This is a genomic window from Streptomyces sp. PKU-EA00015 (assembly GCF_013387495.1).
Lineage (GTDB): Bacteria > Actinomycetota > Actinomycetes > Streptomycetales > Streptomycetaceae > Streptomyces.
In genome coordinates, this window is the sequence record NZ_JABZEE010000024.1 from 85174 (window position 1) to 104319 (window position 19146).

The following is a 19146-nucleotide window of genomic DNA, read 5'->3' on the forward strand; positions in this document are numbered from 1 at the left end:
CGGTGGGCGCCCTTCCCGTACGCCTGGTGCGCGGTGTGTCAGTGACCCGAGCCGTGGGACGCGGACGCCGAGTCCGACGGGGACGCCGCCTCGCCGCCCGCGGCCTCGCGCTGCTGGTCGGAGACGGCCGGAGAGCCCGACGGGGAACCGGCCGGAGAGCCCGACGGCGACGGCGCGGCCGGCTGCTCGGCCGTCGGCTTCGGCGACGAGGACGGGCCGAAGCCCGCGTAGTAGCCGGTGGCCGGGACGACGAACGTCACCATCTTCACGTCGCCGGTCTCGCTGAAGCGGAAGACGACCTCCTGCGTGTCGCCGTTCCTCACCGCCTCGTGGCCGCCCGCGATCACGGCGGACGCGTTGCCCTTGCCGCCGATGATCACCGAGCCGCCGGCCGGGACCGTGATCGGGCCCGAACCCTGGGCCGCCTTGAGCGCGACCTTCGCGTCGGAGCCCGGGAGCGTGATCGAGTCGAGGGTCTGCTTCTGGGTGCCCTCGTTGAAGACCGTGACGCTGACGGCCGCCGCGCCCTCGGGCTGCGTGATGACGGTCGCGTTCTGGAGCTTGAGGTCGTCGACGGCCGTCGCGGCGTTGTCCGGCCTGACGCCGAGGGTCTGCGCGTCGTTGCCCGCACCGCAGGCGGAGAGCGAGGCGATCGAGAAGACGATGGCAGCGCCGGCGAGGGCACCGCGTCGAAGGCTGCTGCTCACGGCGGCGGCTTCTCCTTGGACGTACGGACTGTTGGTTGGCTGTCACCGGCCTGTGGCGTCAGCTCGCGCTCAGGTTACCGAGCCGCAGGTCGCGCCCCGCACCCGACCCGCCCTTTGCCCGCGCGGCCCGCGTACCGGGGGTCGCGGGGCAGCGGCGGCAGCATGCTTTCGGACTTCGGACGGCTGCCCCGATCATGCCGATACGCACGCCGTTCACATAACGCCGGTGATCAATTTCCCGGGCGGCCATGCTTTCCTTACGAATAGCCCGAAGTGATCAATTGTGGATTCTGCGCCGCCAGGGCCGTACGGGTGACCGATCCTCGAACGGACTACATGAACTCGGCCATCGAGAACCCGGCAAATCAGGACGTTCAACCCCTTGGAAGGGGGGTGTGCGGTGTGTAACGTGTGCGTTTCTGTGTGCCCGCGCAGCCGCTCCGACCTGCGAATACCCCCCTCCGCAAGCCGTCCGCAGCACGTTCGTGTCGCTGTTGTCAAGCCCCGAGATATGCCCTGACCTGCGAAAACGCCATTCAGAAGAAGCTGTATCCGTGTTACCCTGGATAGCCACGGAAGGGGTACCTGTCACATGACGTTCAAGGTTGGCGACACCGTGGTCTATCCCCATCACGGGGCCGCGCTGATCGAGGCCATCGAAACTCGCCAGATCAAAGGCGTGGACAAGACCTACTTGGTGCTCAAGGTCGCCCAGGGCGACCTGACGGTTCGCGTACCGGCGGACAATGCGGAGTTCGTCGGCGTTCGCGATGTGGTCGGTCAGGACGGGCTCGACCGGGTCTTCGAGGTTCTTCGCGCACCTTACGCGGAGGAGCCGACGAACTGGTCCCGGCGCTACAAGGCAAATCTCGAGAAGCTCGCCTCCGGCGATGTCATCAAGGTCGCCGAAGTAGTACGTGACCTGTGGCGGCGAGAGCGTGAGCGCGGGCTTTCCGCCGGTGAGAAGCGGATGCTCGCAAAGGCGCGCCAGATCCTGGTGAGCGAGCTCGCCCTCGCGGAGAACACCAATGAGGACAAGGCCGAGGCCCTGCTCGACGAGGTCCTCGCGTCCTGACGCACGATTGATGCCGCGGTGCCCGCTGACACGCTGGACGATCCAGCCTGTCGCCGGGCGCTGCGGCATGTTCGTCCACGAGTGTCATGTCGACGTCTCCCGTCGACCACCGCCGCTCGCACATCACACCGTGCGCTGTTGTGGTGTGCCGGGCCCGGGCGGCTGGCGCAGACCAGTGGTCACGGAAGGGTCCGGTCAAGGCGTCGCGCCCGGCACTCCCCCCACCTGACGGCCGGGGGCATGCCCAGGCCATACCCATGTCGGCCGAGGAAACAAACCTGCGGGAGTGCAACCGATGCCAGACCAACCGCGCCCCTACCGCACCGCAGCCGTGATCCCGGCCGCCGGCCGGGGCGTGCGCCTCGGACCGGGCGCCCCCAAGGCCCTGCGCGCGCTGAACGGCACGCCCATCCTGGTCCACGCCGTCCGCGCCATGGCCGCGTCCCGCGCCGTCTCCCTCGTCGTCGTCGTGGCGCCGCCGGACGGCGCCGCCGACGTCAAGCGCCTCATGGACGCCCACGCCCTGCCCGAGCGGACGGACTACCTCGTCGTCCCCGGCGGCGACAGCCGCCAGGAATCCGTACGCCTCGGGCTCGACGCCCTCCCCGACGGCATCGACATCGTCCTGGTCCACGACGCGGCGCGCCCGCTCGTGCCCGTCGACACCGTGGACGCCGTCATCGAGGCCGTGCGCGACGGCGCGCCCGCCGTCGTACCGGCGCTCCCGCTCGCCGACACCGTCAAAGAGGTCGAGCCGGCACCGGAGGGCGAACCCGAGCCGGTCGTCGCCACCCCCGCGCGAGCCCGTCTGCGCGCCGTGCAGACCCCGCAGGGCTTCGACCACGACACCCTCGTCCGCGCGCACCGCACCGTGACCGGCGACGTCACCGACGACGCCGGCATGGTCGAGCAACTCGGCCTGAAGGTCGTCGTCGTCCCCGGCCACGAAGAGGCCTTCAAGGTGACCCGGCCGCTCGACCTCGTCCTCGCCGAGGCCGTACTCGCCCGCAGGAGGGCCAACGATGGCTTCTGAGCCGCTGAACCTCCCCCTCGTCGGCATCGGTACTGATGTGCACGCCTTCGAGAAGGGCCGCGAACTGTGGTGCGCGGGTCTGCTCTGGGAGGACGCCGACGGATACGGGCTCGCCGGCCACTCGGACGGTGACGTCGCCGCGCACGCCGCCTGCGACGCCCTGTTCTCCGCCGCCGGCATCGGCGACCTCGGCGCCCACTTCGGCACCTCCCGGCCCGAGTGGTCCGGCGCCTCCGGCGCCACCCTTCTCGCGGAGGCCGCGCGGATCGTGCGTGCCGAGGGATTCGAGATCGGCAATGTCTCCGTTCAGGTGATCGGCGTGCGGCCGAAGATCGGAAAGCGGCGCGACGAGGCGCAGAAGGCGCTCTCGGCCGCCGCGGGCGCCCCCGTCTCCGTGTCCGGCACCACCACCGACGGGCTCGGTCTGACCGGACGGGCCGAGGGGCTCGCCGCCGTCGCGACCGCGCTCATCGTGCGGAGAGGCTGAATCCGTTTCCCGGGCGATATCACAAGTTGCCCCGCGAACCCCACAGGGGGCGCGGGGCACTGCCATCCGCCCACTACCCTTGATGCGTGACTATTCGCCTGTACGACACCAGCGCCCGGCAGATCCGTGACTTCACCCCCCTCGTGCCGGGTTGCGTCTCGATCTACCTGTGTGGCGCCACCGTGCAGGCCGCACCGCACATCGGGCACATCAGGTCGGGCCTCAACTTCGACATCATGCGCCGCTGGTTCGAGTACCGCGGCTACGACGTGACGTTCATCCGCAACGTCACGGACATCGACGACAAGATCATCAACAAGTCGGCCGAGCAGAACAGGCCCTGGTGGTCCATCGGTTACGCGAACGAGCGCGCCTTCAACGACGGCTACGAGGCACTCGGCTGCCTCCCGCCCACCTACGAACCGCGCGCCACCGGCCACGTCACCGAGATGGTCGAGATGATGCGCGGCCTCATCGAGCGCGGCCACGCGTACGAGGCGGACGGCAGCGTCTACTTCGACGTGCGCTCCTTCCCCGACTACCTGGCGCTGTCCAACCAGGACATCGACGACCTGCGCCAGCCCGCCGAGGAAGGCATCACCGGCAAGCGCGACCCGCGCGACTTCGCCATGTGGAAGGCGACCAAGCCGGGCGAGCCCGACTGGGAGACGCCCTGGGGACGCGGCCGCCCCGGCTGGCACCTCGAGTGCTCGGCCATGGCCCACAAGTACCTGGGCTCCGCGTTCGACATCCACGGCGGCGGCCTCGACCTGATCTTCCCGCACCACGAGAACGAGATCGCCCAGGCCAAGGCCTTCGGCGACGACTTCGCCGCGTACTGGGTGCACAACGCCTGGGTCACCATGAGCGGCGAGAAGATGTCCAAGTCGCTCGGCAACTCGGTGCTCGTCAGCGAGATGGTCAAGAACTGGCGCCCCATCGTCCTGCGTTACTACCTCGGCACCCCGCACTACCGCTCGATGATCGAGTACAGCGAGGAGGCACTGCGGGAGGCCGAGTCCGCGTTCGCCCGCATCGAGGGCTTCGTGCAGCGCGTCGTGGAGAAGGCGGGGGGCGTCGTCGCGCCCGCCGACGAGGTGCCGCTCGCGTTCGCCGAGGCCATGGACGACGACCTCGGGGTGCCGCAGGCCCTCGCGATCGTCCACACCACCGTCCGCCAGGGCAACTCCGCCCTGGCCGCCGACGACAAGGAAGCCGCCGTGGCCCGCCTCGCCGAGGTCCGTGCCATGCTCGGCGTCCTCGGCCTCGACCCGCTCGACGAACGCTGGGCGGGCGAGGGCGACCGCGGCGACGACCTCCACGGCGTGGTCGACTCCCTGGTGCGCCTGGTGCTGGAGCAGCGCGAGGCCGCCCGCTCCCGCAAGGACTGGGCCACCGCCGACGCCATCCGCGACCAGCTCGGCCAGTCCGGGCTCGTCATCGAGGACAGCCCCGACGGACCCCGGTGGACCCTCGGGCCCCGCTGAGCCACAGGCGCGATGTGCCGCCCGGAGCGCCGGGCGGCACACTTCCTTACGTACACACATTTGTTTGAGCGAGCTTTACAGAAACAGGTAGGTCATGGCCGGGAACAGCCAGCGCAGGAACCGCCGCACGTCCAACAAGAAGGGCGCGCAGGTCGGCAGCGGTGGCAAGCGGCGCCGCTCACTCGAGGGCAAGGGGCCGACGCCGCCCGCCTCCGCCCGCAAGGGACACGTCAAGAACCGCCTCGCCAACGCCAAGGCCAAGCAGGCCCAGCGCCGTCCCGTGGCCCGCCGCGGCGGCAAGGGCGCCTCGGAGATGGTCGTCGGCCGCAACCCGGTCTTCGAGGCGCTGCGCGACGGCGTGCCCGCCTCCACGCTCTACGTGCAGCAGTTCATCGACAACGACGAGCGCGTCCGCGAGGCGCTCCAGCTCGCCACCGGCCGCGGCAACATCAACATCATGGAGGCGCCGCGCCCCGAGCTCGACCGCATGACGAACGGGCTCAACCACCAGGGCCTGGTCCTCCAGGTCCCGCCGTACGAGTACGCCCACCCCGAGGACCTCGCGGCCGCCGCCTTCGACGACGGCGAGGACCCGCTGATCGTCGCGCTCGACGGCGTGACCGACCCGCGCAACCTCGGCGCGGTCGTCCGCTCCGTATCGGCGTTCGGCGGCCACGGCGTCGTCGTGCCCGAGCGCCGGGCGGCCGGCATGACCGCCGGCGCCTGGAAGACCTCGGCCGGCACGGCCGCGCGCACGCCGGTCGCGCGCGCCACCAACCTGACCCGCGCACTGGAGTCGTACCAGAAGGCCGGTCTCACCGTCGTCGGCCTCGCCGCCGACGGCGACACCGAGGTCGGCGAGCTGGAGGCGCTCGGCGGCCCGGTCGTGATCGTGGTCGGCAGCGAGGGCAAGGGCCTGTCCCGCCTGGTCGGCGAGACCTGCGACCACCTGGTCCGCATCCCGATGCCCGGCGGCGCGGAGTCCCTCAACGCGGGCGTCGCCGCGGGCGTCGTGCTCTACGAGGCGGCCAAGCGACGCTGACTCTGTGGTTGCTGTCCGGGGTGGTTTCCTCGGGGCGGGCCGGGCCTCCGCGCCCCGGAACGTCGGGGCCGCCCCGGGAACGCAAGCGTTCCCAGGGCGCGTCCCTATCGGGCAGACCCGGTACAGCGCGGTCGAAAAGGCTCAAGAGGAGCGCTTGACGGGTCTCGGACAGATCGGGCTTGTCGGGGCCGTGCCCTAAACACACATCACTCGGTTAGATGAGTGTGGACACCAGAACGCCCCGGTCCGGGTTCGATGATCAGCCTGCGCTGAGCATGGTCAAGGTGGACTGCGATCCCGCGCAGGTCATCGTCAACCACGCCAGCTTCCGGGTGCGGCTCGCCCAGAGCGCGCGCCCCGCACGTGGCTTGGCGGACACCGCACGGCTCGCCTCCGTCGGCGCGGGCGCCGCGCGGCGCAGGGCACCCGTCGTGTGGAGCGGCAGGTCAGCCCCCGGGGACTCCGGCGCGACCGGCCTCCTCCAGGCCGTGCGCAACTCCACCCTGGAGCACGACCCGTACAACTCCGGCGCCACCCAGGTCATGCCGCGCGTCGACCTCGGCGGCGACACCGTGCAGTACCCCGCTGTCACCGACGCACGACCCCTGCTGCCGCCCATGCGCCAAGCCGTCGGCGCCTACGACTCGTACGACTCCGACAGCCAGGGCGGCCAGGGCGGTCAGGACACGTACAGCAGGGACACGTACGGCTCGGACACGTACGGCCCGGACACGTACGGCACGGACCCGTACGGCCACAGCATGTACGATCCGGGGCCGTACACCGAGATCTCGCCCGCCGCCCACGCGCCCGCCAGCCACCGGCCCGCCGGCGACCCCACACGGCACGCCTACTACCCCGGCCGCCGCCTGAACCTCGGCGTGGTGCTCCTGCCGCTGCGCGTGTTCCTCGGACTGATCTCCGTGTACGCCGGCATGGGCAAGCTCTGCGACCCCGTCTACTTCGACGGCGGCCACCGCGGCTCCCTGGTCAAGTGGCTGAGCTCGCTCCACCCCTGGGCACTGGCCGAGCCCCTGCGCGACTTCGCTCTCGCCCACCCCGTCGGCGCCGGACTCACCGTCGCCTTCCTCCAAGTCGTCGTCGGCGTCCTCACCGTCCTCGGCCTGTGGCAGCGCGTCGCCGCCGTCGTCGGCGCGCTGCTGTCCTCGGTGCTGATCCTCACCGTCAGCTGGCGGACCGTCCCCGTCTACGACGCCCCCGACTTCATCTTCCTCGCCGCCTGGTCCCCGCTGATCATCGCGGGCGCCCCCGTCTACTCCGTCGACGGACGCCTCGCGGGCGAGGCCTGGCGCACCCTCGGCCCGCGCTCCGACATCTGGGACCTGCGCCGCCGCGTCCTGTGCCGCGGCGGACTCGTCGCCGCCGTCGTCGTCGGCCTCACCATGCTCGTCGGCTCCATGCTCGGCGGAGCCGTCCGCTCCACCGAGATCGTCACCGTCCCCGGCCCCGGCCAGAACCCCAGCAACCACCTGCCCGGCGCCTCGCTCCCGCAGGAATCGAGCATCGAGCGCAGCTCCTCGAGCCCGCGCCAGGACAGGCCGTCCCCGTCCGCCAGCCGCTCAGGCACGCCCACCTCCACGACCTCCGCACCCGCCGAGGACACCGTCCGCGAGACCGTCCCGGCCGACGGCGTCCCCAGCCAGACCCAGGGCACCGGCCAGCAGCCCCCCACGGGCTCCCGGCCCGCCCCGCCGCCCACCAGCGCCGGCCCCACGTCCAGCGGCGGCACCGGCTCCGGCGGCACCTCCGGCGGCACCTCGGGCGGCACGACCGGAGGCTCCGGCGGAGGCAGCGGCGGCAGCGGCGGCTCCGGAAGCGGCGCCGTCATCGGCGGCCTGCTGGGCTGAGACCGCACACACCAGGAGGGCGGCCACCGGAAACGTCCGGTGACCGCCCTCCCGCAACGGTTCCCCGCCTGCCCGCGCCGCCTGCAGACGCCGGCTCAGCGCACCTGCGAAGCGAGCTCCTTCGCGGCCTCCGTCAGATCCTTCGCCGTGTCGATCGCCCGCCAGTACGCCCCCTGCGGCAGCGGGAAGCCCGCCAGCCGCCGCTCACGCGCCAGCCGCGGAAACGTCGTGCGCTCGTGGTCGCCGACGTCCGGCAGCAGCCCCGTGAACGCCGCCGAGAACACGTACACGCCCGCGTTGATCAGATACGGCGACGGCGGCGACTCGATGAAGTCCGTGATGTGCCCGAACGCGTCCGTCTCCACCGCGCCCCACGGGATCCGCGGACGCGCCAGCGCCAGCGTCGCCGTCGCATCGCGCTCCTCGTGGAACGCCGCCATCTCCCGCAGCGAGAACCGCGTCCAGATGTCACCGTTCGTCGCGTACCACGGCTCTTCAGGATGCGGCAGGCTCTCCGCCGCGTACTTCAGACCGCCGCCACGGCCCAGCGGCTCCGTCTCCACCACCGTCGTGACCCGCAGCGGCAGATCGGCGCTCTCCAGCCACTTCTGGAGCACCTCGGCGAGATGGCCGCACGAGACCACCGCATCGGTCACGCCCTCCGCGGCCATCCAGGCCAGCTGGTGCCCGATGATCGGCATCCCCGTACCGGGGATCTCCACCATCGGCTTCGGGCGGTCGTCGGTGTACGGGCGCAGCCGCGAGCCCTGGCCACCGGCCAGGACCACGGCCTGCGTCGGATACGTAGGCGTCTGCATGCCGTGAACGATATGCGCACCGCCGGACACGACACGGACCGGACCCGCGAGTGCGGGCCCGGTCCGTCGAACCGGTCCGTGCGGTGCGCCGGCTGCCCGCGGCGCCGGACCCTCAGTGCCCGAGCGCCTGCTGCTGGACGCCCGTGGCGAAGGAGGTGTCGCAGACGGGCCGCGAGAACCGCTGCGCGCGCGTGGGCCCGTAACGGTCCACGGCGGCCCGGCCCAGGGAGCGGGCGATCGACATGCAGTGCTGGGCGAGCGACGGACGCGCCTCGACCTCGCGCTGCAGATGCGTGAGCGCGACGCCCGGGTCCTTCGCCTGCAGCTCCGTGAGGAGCCTGTCCCGCAGAACGTCCTGCGGGGCACGGGACGTGGCCCGTGTCGAGACGTGCTCGGAGGAGGCCGTGAGCATCTGCGACTTGGTGGCCTGTCCTGCCCACGGGACGGTGGAGACCGCGAGGGTTCCGGAGAGCACCAGGACGACAGGCAGAACGAGGGCGAGAGTGCGGCCGATTCGGCGGGCTGTGTGGGTCACGCGAGCGAGCGTAGCGGCCAGTAATGGTTTGGCGACATCCAGTCACTCAGGCGGGCGATGGTTCGAGGGTTCTTTTCGAATCCCACGTTGACGCACGGGGTGAAATGCTGCTGAATGCGCGAAATATGTCCGAATGTGCGAAAAGCCGGGCTCCGCACGTCGAGTGCGGAGCCCGGCCTCTGCGCCGGCGAACCGAAGCCGGCCGGCGCGTCAGTCGCTCAGGCGCTCGCCCGTCGTCGTCGAGAAGACGTGGATCTCGCCCGGACGCGGCACGACGTGCAGCTCGCTGCCCTTCTCCGGCACGCTGCGGCCGCCGACGCGGACGACCAGGTCCTTGTGCTCGCCGCCGACCTGGGCGGAGCCGTACACGTAGCCGTCGGCGCCGAGCTCCTCGACGACGTTCACGGACACGGCGAGGCCGGCCGGGGCGTCCTTGGAGAGCGTCCGGGTCTCGGCGCCGCCGTGCTCGACGACGTCGAAGTGCTCGGGGCGGACACCGACCGTCACCGTCGTGTCGCCCTTGTCGGCGGCGGCGGACAGGGCCTCGCGGGAGACCGGGACGACGCTGTTGCCGAACCTCACGCCGCCGTCGGTGATCGGGACCTCGACCAGGTTCATGGCCGGGGAGCCGATGAAGCCGGCGACGAAGAGGTTGGCCGGGCGGTCGTACATGTTGCGCGGCGAGTCGACCTGCTGGAGCAGACCGTCCTTGAGCACCGCGACGCGGTCGCCCATGGTCATGGCCTCGACCTGGTCGTGCGTGACGTACACCGTGGTGATGCCGAGACGGCGCTGGAGCGAGGCGATCTGCGTCCGCGTGGAGACACGCAGCTTGGCGTCGAGGTTCGACAGCGGCTCGTCCATGAGGAAGACCTGCGGCTCACGCACGATGGCCCGCCCCATGGCGACACGCTGGCGCTGACCACCGGAGAGCGCCTTGGGCTTGCGGTCCAGGTACTCGGTCAGGTCGAGGATCTTCGCGGCCTCTTCGACCTTCTTGCGGATCTCGCTCTTGTTGACGCCGGCGATCTTGAGCGCGAAGCCCATGTTGTCGGCGACGGTCATGTGCGGGTAGAGCGCGTAGTTCTGGAACACCATGGCGATGTCCCGGTCCTTGGGCGGCAGATGCGTGACGTCGCGGTCACCGATGCGGATGGCGCCGCCATTGACGTCCTCGAGCCCGGCGAGCATGCGCAGGGAGGTGGACTTTCCGCAGCCGGAGGGACCGACGAGGACGAGGAACTCGCCGTCCTCGGTCTGGATGTCGAGCTGGTCGACGGCGGGCTTGTCGGAACCCGGGTAGATCCGGGTCGCCTTGTCGAACGTGACAGTAGCCATGGTGAATGGCTCCCTTCACCGGCAGGAACGTGCCGGACGATCCGTTGTAGAGGGAGTGGTCCAGTCCACCCGTGGATGGACTTGCGGTGACGCTACCTGGCGATGTGGGATCTGTCAGCAGTCGGTGGGCGGGGAAATTTTCGAACCCCTCTGCGCGAGCCGCTACGGCAGAGCGGCTGACTTTTGGCCAGCGGTCCAGAGCAACGCGCTTTTTACCTGAGCCCCGGGCGGTAGAGCCACGGCTTTTTGGCCCGGCCGCTCGTGCGGCTCCGGTGCTGTCCTCGCGGACAGCTCTTCCTGCTTCGACGCCCATCGCCGGACCGGAATGGCCCTGAGGGTCACTCCCGTACGGTCTTACGCGGGCTCCACAGGCATGACGGCCGACGGCCCGTCGGTCCGTGGGTCTCACGCTGCCAGATGGACCTCTGGCAGCTCCGAAGCCTTGATCACCGGCGGCATGGGCCTGCCCGGCGGCAATGCCATCGCCACCGACCAGAACAGCCGCATCCCCTCGTCCCGAAGGTTCACCGCGGCGTTCACGTCCCGGTCGTGCAGCACGCCGCACTCCTCGCAGGTCCACTCGCGCACCGACACATCCAGCCTCGGACCCTTCGCATGGCATGCGCAGCAACGGCGGGTCGACGGGAAGAAGCGGTCCACGATCACCAGCGTGCGCCCGTACCAGGCGCACTTGTAGCGCAGTTGACGCAGCAGCTCGCCCCACGACGCATCGATGATCGACTGGTTCAGCTTCGCCTTCCTCCGCCGTCCCTTGCCCACGGCCGGGCGCAGCAGATTGGCGACGGGCAGGTCCTCCACCACGAGCACTTGGTTCTCGCGCACGAGGCGGGTCGTGAACTGATCCAACAGATCCCTGCGAACGTCGCTGATCAGCGCATACAGTCGTGCGATCCGCTCCCTCGCCTTCCCCCTGTTCCTCGAACCCTTCTCCTTGCGGTGCAGCTCCCGCTGCCGCCGGGCCAGCTCGTCCGCGTACTTCCTGAGCAGCCGGGGATGCCCCAGCTTCGAACCGTCGTCCAACGTCACCAACGTCGCCAGGCCAAGATCCAGACCCACCGCCTTCGGCTCTGTCCCACCCGGCAGAAACGCTGCAGGCAGCGGCTCGATCAGCTCTTCGACCAGCACCGACAGGAAATACCGGCCGGCCCGGTCCCGCGTCACCGTCAGCTTCACCGGCACCTCACCACGGGGAAGTGGCCGCGACCACCGCACATCGAGCGGCTCGGTCTGCTTGGCCAGCGTGACCAGCCCCGTACCGGGCCGCTCCGGATCCTCGACCCAGCGGAAGCCGGTCCGCACGTACGTCGCGGAATCCCGCGACCGGCGCTTCTTCTTCCGCTTCGGATACTTCGCCGTGCCCTTGAAGAACCGCGAGAACGCACCGTCCAGATGCCGAAGCGCCTGCTGCAACACCGCCGACGACACATCCCGCAGCCACGACGTCCCCTCCGCCCGACGCCACCCCGTCAGCGCCCGGCATGTCTCCGCGAAACCCACGGACACCTGGTGCTGCTCCCAGGCACGCGCCCGCAGGGCAAGCCCCTCGTTGTAGACCCACCGGCAGGCGCCGAAGGTCTGCTCCAGCTGCGCGGCCTGTTCCACGGTCGGATAGAAGCGGTACTGGTAGACGCGCTGCTGGGTGCCGGTTTCCTTGGCGCGGCGCCGCAAGGGAACGGCCCGGCGCTTGTGGTGCTTGCTTCGGTCGGCGATGCCCAGGGCCTCGCGCTTGATGCGCTTGGCTTCCTCGCCGACGACGCGAGCAGGTGACTCCGTCATACACCCCCTGCCGTCCGATAGTCGGAACAGAACGTCAGTCCGTTCAACGAACGTGCGGATGGGTGGTTACGGTCGACGCAAAGTTCTTCGCGAGTGGTTCGGGGCTCTGTGTAGAGTGGGAGCGCCTTCCCGCGCGGATCACACTGCGTGAAGCTGCCGCCTTAGCTCAATCGGTAGAGCGGGGTCCTTGTAAGACTCAGGTCGTCGGTTCGATTCCGACAGGCGGCTCCAACCACACACGTGTCCCGGACCCTTCAGGTCCGGGACACTTCTGTTTTGCGGGGGCGGGACATGGTGCGTATGCACAGGGAGCAGCAGGCCGTGTATCGCCGGCAGCGGGAGGCGTGCTGTCCGGCCCGGGCGTTTTCAGGCTTCGGGCGCCTGGGGGGTGCGGGCCAGTACGCCGTGGCCTCGGGTGGGGGTGTGCGGGCCCAGGGTGTGGGGGTTGATGCTGAGCGCCTCGGCGAGTTTGGGCGCGAGTTCGGATGACAGCCAGTCCCACTCGTCGTCGTCGCCGGCCTCCGCGCGGCACTGGACCTCGAAGGGCAGGGGCTCGCCGATGGTCAGTTCCTCGTCGTCGGGCTCGCCGGTGAAGGCGGCCCGGCGTACGACGTGGCCGTTCTCGGCGACGAGCCAGGCGGAGCCGTCCGACTGCGCGCCGTGGTAGTAGGCCTGGGCCTTGCCGAACCGGGCGCTGAGCTGCTCGCAGAGTGCGGGCATGTCGTCCTCGGTGGGGTCGCACCAGGCTCCTACGACGAGGGTCCAGCCGTCGAGTTCGGGGGTGACGAAGACTCTGTCGTAGCCGTGGTCCGGGTCGTGGGCGTCGTCGTCGACGGCTTCGACGGCCTGCGCGAAGTCGGTCGGGCGTGGGTCCGTGAGGCCCATCGCGTCGAGTACGGCCGCCTGGTCGCCGGTGGGGATCGCCAGCCAGTGGAGCCAGCAGGCGGTGATGGGAGTGGGGGTGTCGGCGGGCATCAGTGGCGTCCCGAGATCTTGTCGGCGAGGCGGGCGAGGGGGTCCGTCGTGGGTGTGTGGGTGGTGGATTCGCGGCGGTCCGCCGCGCGGTAGGCGGCGTAGAGGGTGTGGACGCCGAGCCAGCGCAGTGGTTCCGGTTCCCAGTTGCGGACCTTGTGGTTGACCCAGGGCAGTGAGGTCAGGTCGGTGGGGCCGGACTGGCCCGAGTCCTGCTGGATGAGGTCGCGCAGGGTGCGGGCGGCGAGGTTGGCGGTGGCGACGCCCGAGCCGACGTAGCCGCCGGCCCAGCCGAGGCCGGTGGAGCGGTCGAGGGTGACGGTGGCGCACCAGTCGCGGGGGACGCCGAGGACGCCGGACCAGGCGTGGGCGATGCCGGTGCCGGCGAGCTGGGGGAAGAAGCGTATGAGGATCTCGCGCAGGGCGTCGATGGTGGCGGGCTGGGTGCGTCCGTCGTTGTCGGTCCTGGAGCCGTAGCGGTAGGGGGCGCCGCGGCCGCCGATGGCGATGCGGTCGTCGGCGGTGCGCTGGGCGTACATGTAGGCGTGGGCCATGTCGCCGAGGGTTTCGCGTCCGGCCCAGCCGATCTCGGACCAGACGTGCTGGGGCAGGGGGTCCGTGACGATCATGGAGGAGTTCATGGGGAGCCAGGTGCGGCGGCGTCCCTTGAGGGAGGCGGTGAAGCCTTCGGTGCAGCGCAGGATGTAGGGGGCGCGGACGGTGCCGTAGGGGGTGACGGCGTGCTTGGGTCTGATCTCCGTGACGGGGGTGGACTCGTGGAGGGTGACGCCGAGGGTTTCGACGGCGGTGGCGAGGCCCTTGACCAGTTTGGCGGGGTGGAGGCGGGCGCCGTGCGGGGTCCAGCTGGAGGCGACGGCGCCGGTGATGTGGATGCGTTCGGCGGTTTCGCGGGCGCCGAGCAGGAGGCGGTCCTTCTCGCCGAAGGCGATGTCGACGGCGTGGAGGGCTTTGAGCCGGGAGAGTTGGGCGGGGGTGTGGGCGATCTCGAGGACGCCGCCTTTGTGGATGTCGGCGTCGATGCCCTCTTCGCCGGTGATGCGGATGACTTCGTCGACGGTGTCGTTCATGGCCTGCTGGAGGCGGACGGCGGCGTCGTGGCCGTGCAGGCGGGCGTAGCGGTCGCGTCCGGCGATGCCGTTGTAGAGCCATCCGCCGTTGCGTCCGGAGGCGCCGTAGCCGCAGAACTTGGCTTCGAGGACGGTGATGTTGAGGAAGGGGACGGCCTTCTTGAGGTAGTAGGCGGTCCACAGGCCGGTGTATCCGCCGCCGACGATGCAGATGTCGGCGGTGGTGTCGCCGGGCAGGGGTTCGCGGGGGGTGGGGGTGCCGTCCTGTGCGTACCAGAACGATATGCCGCCGTTGACGGTGCTCATGTCGATTGCTGCTTCCCTGCCGGTGGACGCGTTCGTGTGGCGGGAATTTACTGCTCCGGGCGGGGTTTCGCGACGTACGATCGCGGCGTGATCGACATTCCGGACGAGCTGGTCGCTTCGTTGCTGTCGTACGGGGAGGAGTCGGGGAGGGCGCTCGTCGCGGCTCTGCCCGGGCGGGCGGAGGCCTTTCTCGACAGGTGGGGGCTGCGGATCGACGGGCCGTCGATGTACGGCGGGGTGTCGCTGGTGCTGCCTGTGGTGCGTGGGGACGGTTCGCGGGCGGTGCTGAAGTTGCAGCAGCGGGACGAGGAGACCGAGGGGGAGTGGCTGGCGCTGCGTACGTGGGCCGGTGACGGGGTGGTGCGGCTGTTGGAGTGTGACGCGGACACGGGGACGCTGCTGTTGGAGAGGGTGGCTCCGGGGCGGCATCTGTCGACGGTGGCGGACGACCGGGTGGCGACGGAGGTGCTGGCCGGGTTGTTGGCGCGGTTGTCGTCGGTGGCGGCGCCGGAGGGGCTGCGCGGGCTGGGGGACGTGGCGGCGCGGATGCTGGTTCAGGTGACGGATGCGGTGTGGGAGCTGGCGGAGGAGGACGAGCGGAGGCTGCTGCGGGACTGTGCGGCGGCGGTGCGGGAGGTGGCGGGGGAGCCGGGTGACCGGCTGCTGCACTGGGACCTGCACTTCGACAACATCCTGGCGGCCGAGCGTGAGCCGTGGCTGGCGATCGATCCGAAGCCGCTCGCGGGGGATCCGGGGTTCGAGTTGCTGCCGGCGCTGTGGAACCGGTTCGACGAGGACGCTGTGCTGTGGCGTTTCGATCTGTTGACGGAGGTGCTGGGGTTGGATCGTGAGCGGGCGCGTGCGTGGACGCTGGGTCGGTTGCTGCAGAACGGGCTGTGGGAGATCGGGGACGGGGAGTGCGAGCTCGACGAGCGCCAGGTGTTCATCGCTCGGGCGCTGCTGGCACGGTAGGCGGCTGTCGGGGCAGGCTGTGTCCATGATTCGTACTGCTGTACCCGACGACGTGCCCGTGATCCATGAGATGGTCCGGGAGCTCGCGGAATACGAGAGGGCTCTGCACGAGGCGAAGGCGACCGAGGAGCAGTTGCGGGAGGCGCTGTTCGGGGAGCGTCCGGCGGCGTTCGCGCACATCGCGGAGACGGACGCGGGCGAGGTGGCCGGGTTCGCGCTGTGGTTCCTGAACTTCTCGACGTGGCGCGGGGTGCACGGGATCTATCTGGAGGACCTGTACGTGCGGCCGCGGGTGCGTGGTGGGGGTCATGGGAAGGCGTTGCTGACGGAGCTGGCGCGGATCTGTGTGGCGCGTGGCTACGAGCGCCTGGAGTGGTCGGTGCTGAACTGGAATGCCCCGTCGATCAGTTTCTACGAGTCGCTGGGTGCGAAGCCGCAGGACGAGTGGACGGTGTACCGGCTGACGGACGGGGCGCTCGCGAGTCTGGGGTCGTAGGGCGGGCCTGTCGGGTTACGGGACGAGGACGACCTTGCCGACGGTGTCGCGGGTTTCGAGGGCGCGGTGGGCCGCGGCGGCCTGGTCGAGGGGGAAGCGGGTGACGGTGGGCCGCAGTCGGCCGGCGGCTGCTTCGGTGAGGGCGCGGGTCTCGAGTGCGCGCAGGCCGCCGGCCTTTTCGAGCATGGCGGGGCCGAGGACGCCCTCGGAGGTGATGCCGCGTTCGGCGAGTTCCTGGTCGGTGAAGAGGGGGGCGGCGTCGGTCGTGATGCCCTGGCTGGACCAGCCGAAGACGATGTGTCGTCCGCCCTTGGCGAGGAGGTCGGCGGCGGCGCGGGCGGTGTCCCCGCCGACGGAGTCGTAGAGGACGGTGGCGCGGCGGTCGCCGAGGTGGGTGCGGAGGGTGTCGGGCCAGTCGGGGTGCAGGTAGTCGACGGCGAGGTCGGCGCCGCCGGCGCGGACGCGGGCGGTCTTGGCGGGGCCGCCGGCGAGGCCGATGACGGTGGCACCGGCGTTCTTGGCGTACTGGACGATCAGGGTGCCGATGCCGCCGGCCGCGGCGGGGACGATGACGGTGTCCGCGGGGCCGAGGTCGGTGAACTGGAGGATGCCGAGCGCGGTGCGGCCGGTGCCGATCATGGCGACGGCCTCGGCCTCGTCGAGGCCGTCGGGGATCTCGTGGAGGCGGTCGGCGTCGGTGACGGCGAGTTCGGCGTAGCCGCCGGGGTTCATGCCGAGGTGGGCGACGACGCGCTTGCCGAGCCAGGTGTCGTCGGTGCCGGCGCCGATCCGGTCGACGGTTCCGGCGACCTCGCGGCCGGGCACGGTGGGGAGCTCGACCGGGGCCGGGTAGGGGCCCTGGGCGCCCTTGCGCAGGGCCGCGTCGAGGAGGTGCACGCCGGCGGCTGCGACGGCGATCCGTACCTGGCCGGGGCCGGGTACGGGGTCGGCGACGCTTTCGTGGGTGAGGTTCTCGGCGGGGCCGAAGGCGTGGAGGCGGACGGCGTGCATGGTGGGCTCCCTCGTTGTCGGTTGCGGGACCCACTGTTCAACCTCAACTTTGCTTGAGGTCAAGGGGTGTTCGTGTCCCCGCGTACTTGATGTCGCGCAGGGCGAGCGAAACCGCTTCGATCCCGCTGTTGAACGCCACTTCGCACAGGAGTCCGGGGGCGGCCACCTGGTCGCCGGCGAGGTAGACGCCGTCGCCGCGGTCGATGGCGGGCCGGTCGCGCCAGGTGGTGCCGGGCAGGTCCACGGCTCCGGTCCGGCCGTTGGCCAGCGCCTCGCGGCGCCACACGGTGCGCTCGCGCCAGCCGGGGAAGCCGAGGTCGAGGAGGGCTTCGGCGCGGGCGACGCCGTCGGCCCTGGACTCGTCGGGGGCTGTCGGGAGCTGGCCCTGGATGAGCGACTGCCCCTTGGGGGCGAGTGACGGGTCCTGGGCGGTGAAGCGTTCCAGCCAGCCGGGGGCGTCGAGGTCGGAGACGACGAACGGGTCGCCGTGCCGGGCGCGCAGCGCCAGGTCGACGAGGGTGGTGCGGCCGCTGGGCCAGCGCAGGGTGTCGTCGCCGATGAGCCGTCGCGCGGCGTCGAGGGAGGTGGCGACGATCACGGGTCCGTGGCGCTCGGGCAGGGCGTCGACGCGGGAGGTGGTCTCGATGCGTACGCCGAGGTCCCAGGCGCGCGCCGCCATGCGTTCGATGACCTGGCCCCAGCCGCCGCGCGGGTAGTGGGCCTCGGGCGGCAGGGCGGTGGTGCGTCGGAGCCGTTCCTGGACGAAGGCGGCGGAGAGCGATCCGGGGTCGTGGTGGAAGAGGGCGACGCCCATGAAGTGGGCGGCGGCGCGGGCGCCGCTCTCGCCGGCGACGCCGGTGGCCCAGGTCATGAAGTCGGTGTCCACAGGGGCGTCTTCGGCGCGGCGGCGCGCGATCCTGAGCAGGGCGAGCGGCGGGGTCCTGCGGAGTGCGCCGCCGCGGCGGAAGCGGAAGCGGGCGCCTTCGAGGGGCGGGAGCGCGGCCATGGGGCCGAGCAGGCCGCGCTGCTTCAGCCAGGTCCAGTGGGGGCCGCGGTTGTAGAGGGCGTGCGGACCCTCGTTGGTGCGGTAGGGGCCCTCCGCGGTGCGGGCGCGGCCGCCGAGCGTGTGGTGCGCCTCGTACAGGGCCACGCGGGCACCGGACTCGGCGGCGGTGATGGCGGCGGTGAGGCCGGCGAATCCGCCGCCGACGACCGTGATCTCCTGCATTGCTGTCTCTCCCTGGGGGGCTCGGTCCGTTCTCGTGGATGCGACGGATCCGGTGCCGCGATGTGTGACATCGCCGCGGCCCGAGGGCGTTGTCAGTGGCACACGTCACCATGGGGACCATGGCGAAGGCGCGTGGGACGAAGGTGGCGGCGGCTCGGGTGGCCGAGGTGCGGCTGCCGCCGCTGGAGAGGTTCGGGGGCGGCGCGCTTGAGCCGGACGGGGACTACGACGGGGTGGAGTTCGCCGGGCTGGATCTCGGCGGGCAGCGGGGTGCGGGGGCGCGGTTCATCGACTGCGCGCTGCGGGAGTGTGCGCTGGACGGCACGGAGCTGGCCGGGGCCCGGTTCGTGGACTGCGTGCTGGAGGGTGTACGGGGTGTGGGGACGGAGCTGGCGGGGGCGTCGTTGCGGGACGTGGAGGTGAGGGACGCGCGGCTGGGCGGGGCGCAGCTGCACGGGGCGGTGCTGACGGGAGTGGTGGTGAGGGGAGGGAAGATCGACTTTCTGAATCTGCGGGAGGCGAAGCTGACGGACGTGGTGTTCGAGGGCTGTGTGCTGATGGAGGCGGATTTCGCGGGGGCGCGGCTGGAGAGGGTGGAGTTCCGGGACTGCGCACTGCGGCAGGTGGACTTCGGCACGGTGCTCATGAAGGACGTCGACCTGCGGGGGGCGACGGAGCTGGACATCGCGCGGGGTGTGGAGCGGCTCGCGGGTGCGGTGATCAGTCCGGCGCAACTGCTGAAGCTGGCTCCGGCGTTGGCGGCGCAGGTCGGCCTGCGGGTGGAGTAGGCGGGGGCGGAAGGGGCCGGGGGAGGCGGCGGTCGGGGGGATGCCGGGCCGGCCAGGGGCAGAGGCGGCGGCGGTCGGGGGCGCCGTCGGACCCCGGG

General features: G+C 71.1%; 18 protein-coding genes and 1 tRNA gene. 10 read left to right on the forward strand and 9 right to left on the reverse strand.

The window, feature by feature from the left end; translation table 11 throughout:
• Positions 1–38: 38 nt before the first annotated feature.
• On the reverse strand, positions 39–707 hold the full coding sequence (locus HW130_RS16080; RefSeq protein ID WP_177150260.1) for a DUF461 domain-containing protein: 669 nt from the start codon (positions 705–707) through the stop codon (positions 39–41).
• Between the two features lie 592 nt (positions 708–1299).
• Here HW130_RS16080 and HW130_RS16085 point away from each other — a divergent pair.
• The 6 genes from HW130_RS16085 (at position 1300) to HW130_RS16110 (ending at position 7699) form a co-directional block, all read left to right on the forward strand.
• The gene (locus HW130_RS16085) at positions 1300–1782 is read left to right on the forward strand and encodes a CarD family transcriptional regulator (RefSeq protein ID WP_003953493.1); all 483 of its coding nucleotides are present in this window, start codon (positions 1300–1302) and stop codon (positions 1780–1782) included.
• 295 nt (positions 1783–2077) lie between these two features.
• Positions 2078–2815, forward strand: coding sequence for a 2-C-methyl-D-erythritol 4-phosphate cytidylyltransferase (gene ispD / locus HW130_RS16090; protein ID WP_177150261.1), 738 nt, complete (start codon positions 2078–2080; stop codon positions 2813–2815).
• Positions 2805–3302 carry a 2-C-methyl-D-erythritol 2,4-cyclodiphosphate synthase gene (gene ispF, locus HW130_RS16095; protein ID WP_177150262.1) on the forward strand — a complete coding sequence of 166 codons (498 nt, stop codon included), beginning with the start codon at positions 2805–2807 and terminating at the stop codon, positions 3300–3302. The genes ispD and ispF overlap by 11 nt, the downstream gene beginning before the upstream one ends.
• Positions 3303–3388: 86 nt before the next feature.
• On the forward strand, positions 3389–4789 hold the full coding sequence (gene cysS, locus HW130_RS16100; protein WP_177150263.1) for a cysteine--tRNA ligase: 1401 nt from the start codon (positions 3389–3391) through the stop codon (positions 4787–4789).
• A 94-nt stretch (positions 4790–4883) separates the two neighbouring features.
• Positions 4884–5831 carry a 23S rRNA (guanosine(2251)-2'-O)-methyltransferase RlmB gene (gene rlmB / locus HW130_RS16105; RefSeq protein WP_177150264.1) on the forward strand — a complete coding sequence of 316 codons (948 nt, stop codon included), beginning with the start codon at positions 4884–4886 and terminating at the stop codon, positions 5829–5831.
• Between the two features lie 218 nt (positions 5832–6049).
• A complete protein-coding gene (locus HW130_RS16110) occupies positions 6050–7699 on the forward strand; it encodes a DoxX family membrane protein (RefSeq protein WP_177150265.1) in 1650 nt (549 codons plus the stop codon).
• 95 nt (positions 7700–7794) lie between these two features.
• On the opposite strand, the gene HW130_RS16115 is transcribed toward HW130_RS16110, so the two are convergent.
• The 4 genes from HW130_RS16115 to HW130_RS16130 all read right to left on the reverse strand — a co-directional run bounded on the left by HW130_RS16115 (position 7795) and on the right by HW130_RS16130 (position 12187).
• Positions 7795–8517, reverse strand: coding sequence for a nucleotidyltransferase family protein (locus HW130_RS16115; protein ID WP_177150266.1), 723 nt, complete (start codon positions 8515–8517; stop codon positions 7795–7797).
• A gap of 112 nt (positions 8518–8629) precedes the next feature.
• The gene (locus HW130_RS16120) at positions 8630–9052 is read right to left on the reverse strand and encodes a hypothetical protein (protein ID WP_177150267.1); all 423 of its coding nucleotides are present in this window, start codon (positions 9050–9052) and stop codon (positions 8630–8632) included.
• Between the two features lie 210 nt (positions 9053–9262).
• Positions 9263–10390: an ABC transporter ATP-binding protein gene (locus tag HW130_RS16125; protein ID WP_177150268.1), complete on the reverse strand. Its 1128-nt coding sequence runs from the start codon at positions 10388–10390 to the stop codon at positions 9263–9265.
• Between the two features lie 405 nt (positions 10391–10795).
• Positions 10796–12187, reverse strand: a complete 1392-nt coding sequence (locus HW130_RS16130; RefSeq protein WP_177150269.1) for an RNA-guided endonuclease TnpB family protein — start codon at positions 12185–12187, stop codon at positions 10796–10798.
• A gap of 155 nt (positions 12188–12342) precedes the next feature.
• Between HW130_RS16130 and HW130_RS16135 the strand changes: the two genes are divergently transcribed.
• A tRNA-Thr gene (locus HW130_RS16135) sits at positions 12343–12418 on the forward strand.
• Positions 12419–12553: 135 nt separating this feature from the next.
• Here the strand turns inward: HW130_RS16135 and HW130_RS16140 are convergent.
• Entirely contained in the window at positions 12554–13162 is a 609-nt protein-coding gene (locus HW130_RS16140; protein ID WP_256356116.1) for a hypothetical protein, read from the reverse strand.
• A complete protein-coding gene (locus HW130_RS16145) occupies positions 13162–14553 on the reverse strand; it encodes an FAD-binding oxidoreductase (RefSeq protein ID WP_177150270.1) in 1392 nt (463 codons plus the stop codon). The genes HW130_RS16140 and HW130_RS16145 overlap by 1 nt, the downstream gene beginning before the upstream one ends.
• 87 nt (positions 14554–14640) lie before the next feature.
• Here HW130_RS16145 and HW130_RS16150 point away from each other — a divergent pair, with 87 nt between their 5' ends.
• Both HW130_RS16150 and HW130_RS16155 read left to right on the forward strand, forming a co-directional pair.
• Positions 14641–15525, forward strand: a complete 885-nt coding sequence (locus tag HW130_RS16150) for an aminoglycoside phosphotransferase family protein (RefSeq protein ID WP_177150271.1) — start codon at positions 14641–14643, stop codon at positions 15523–15525.
• A gap of 25 nt (positions 15526–15550) precedes the next feature.
• Positions 15551–16021 carry a GNAT family N-acetyltransferase gene (locus HW130_RS16155; protein WP_177150272.1) on the forward strand — a complete coding sequence of 157 codons (471 nt, stop codon included), beginning with the start codon at positions 15551–15553 and terminating at the stop codon, positions 16019–16021.
• A 15-nt stretch (positions 16022–16036) separates the two neighbouring features.
• Here the strand turns inward: HW130_RS16155 and HW130_RS16160 are convergent, their stop codons facing one another.
• Positions 16037–17032, reverse strand: coding sequence for a zinc-binding dehydrogenase (locus HW130_RS16160; protein ID WP_177150273.1), 996 nt, complete (start codon positions 17030–17032; stop codon positions 16037–16039).
• Positions 17033–17075: 43 nt separating this feature from the next.
• A complete protein-coding gene (locus HW130_RS16165; RefSeq protein ID WP_177150274.1) occupies positions 17076–18260 on the reverse strand; it encodes an NAD(P)/FAD-dependent oxidoreductase in 1185 nt (394 codons plus the stop codon).
• 143 nt (positions 18261–18403) lie between these two features.
• Between HW130_RS16165 and HW130_RS16170 the strand changes: the two genes are divergently transcribed.
• Entirely contained in the window at positions 18404–19048 is a 645-nt protein-coding gene (locus HW130_RS16170; protein ID WP_177150390.1) for a pentapeptide repeat-containing protein, read from the forward strand.
• The last annotated feature ends 98 nt before the right edge of the window (positions 19049–19146 follow it).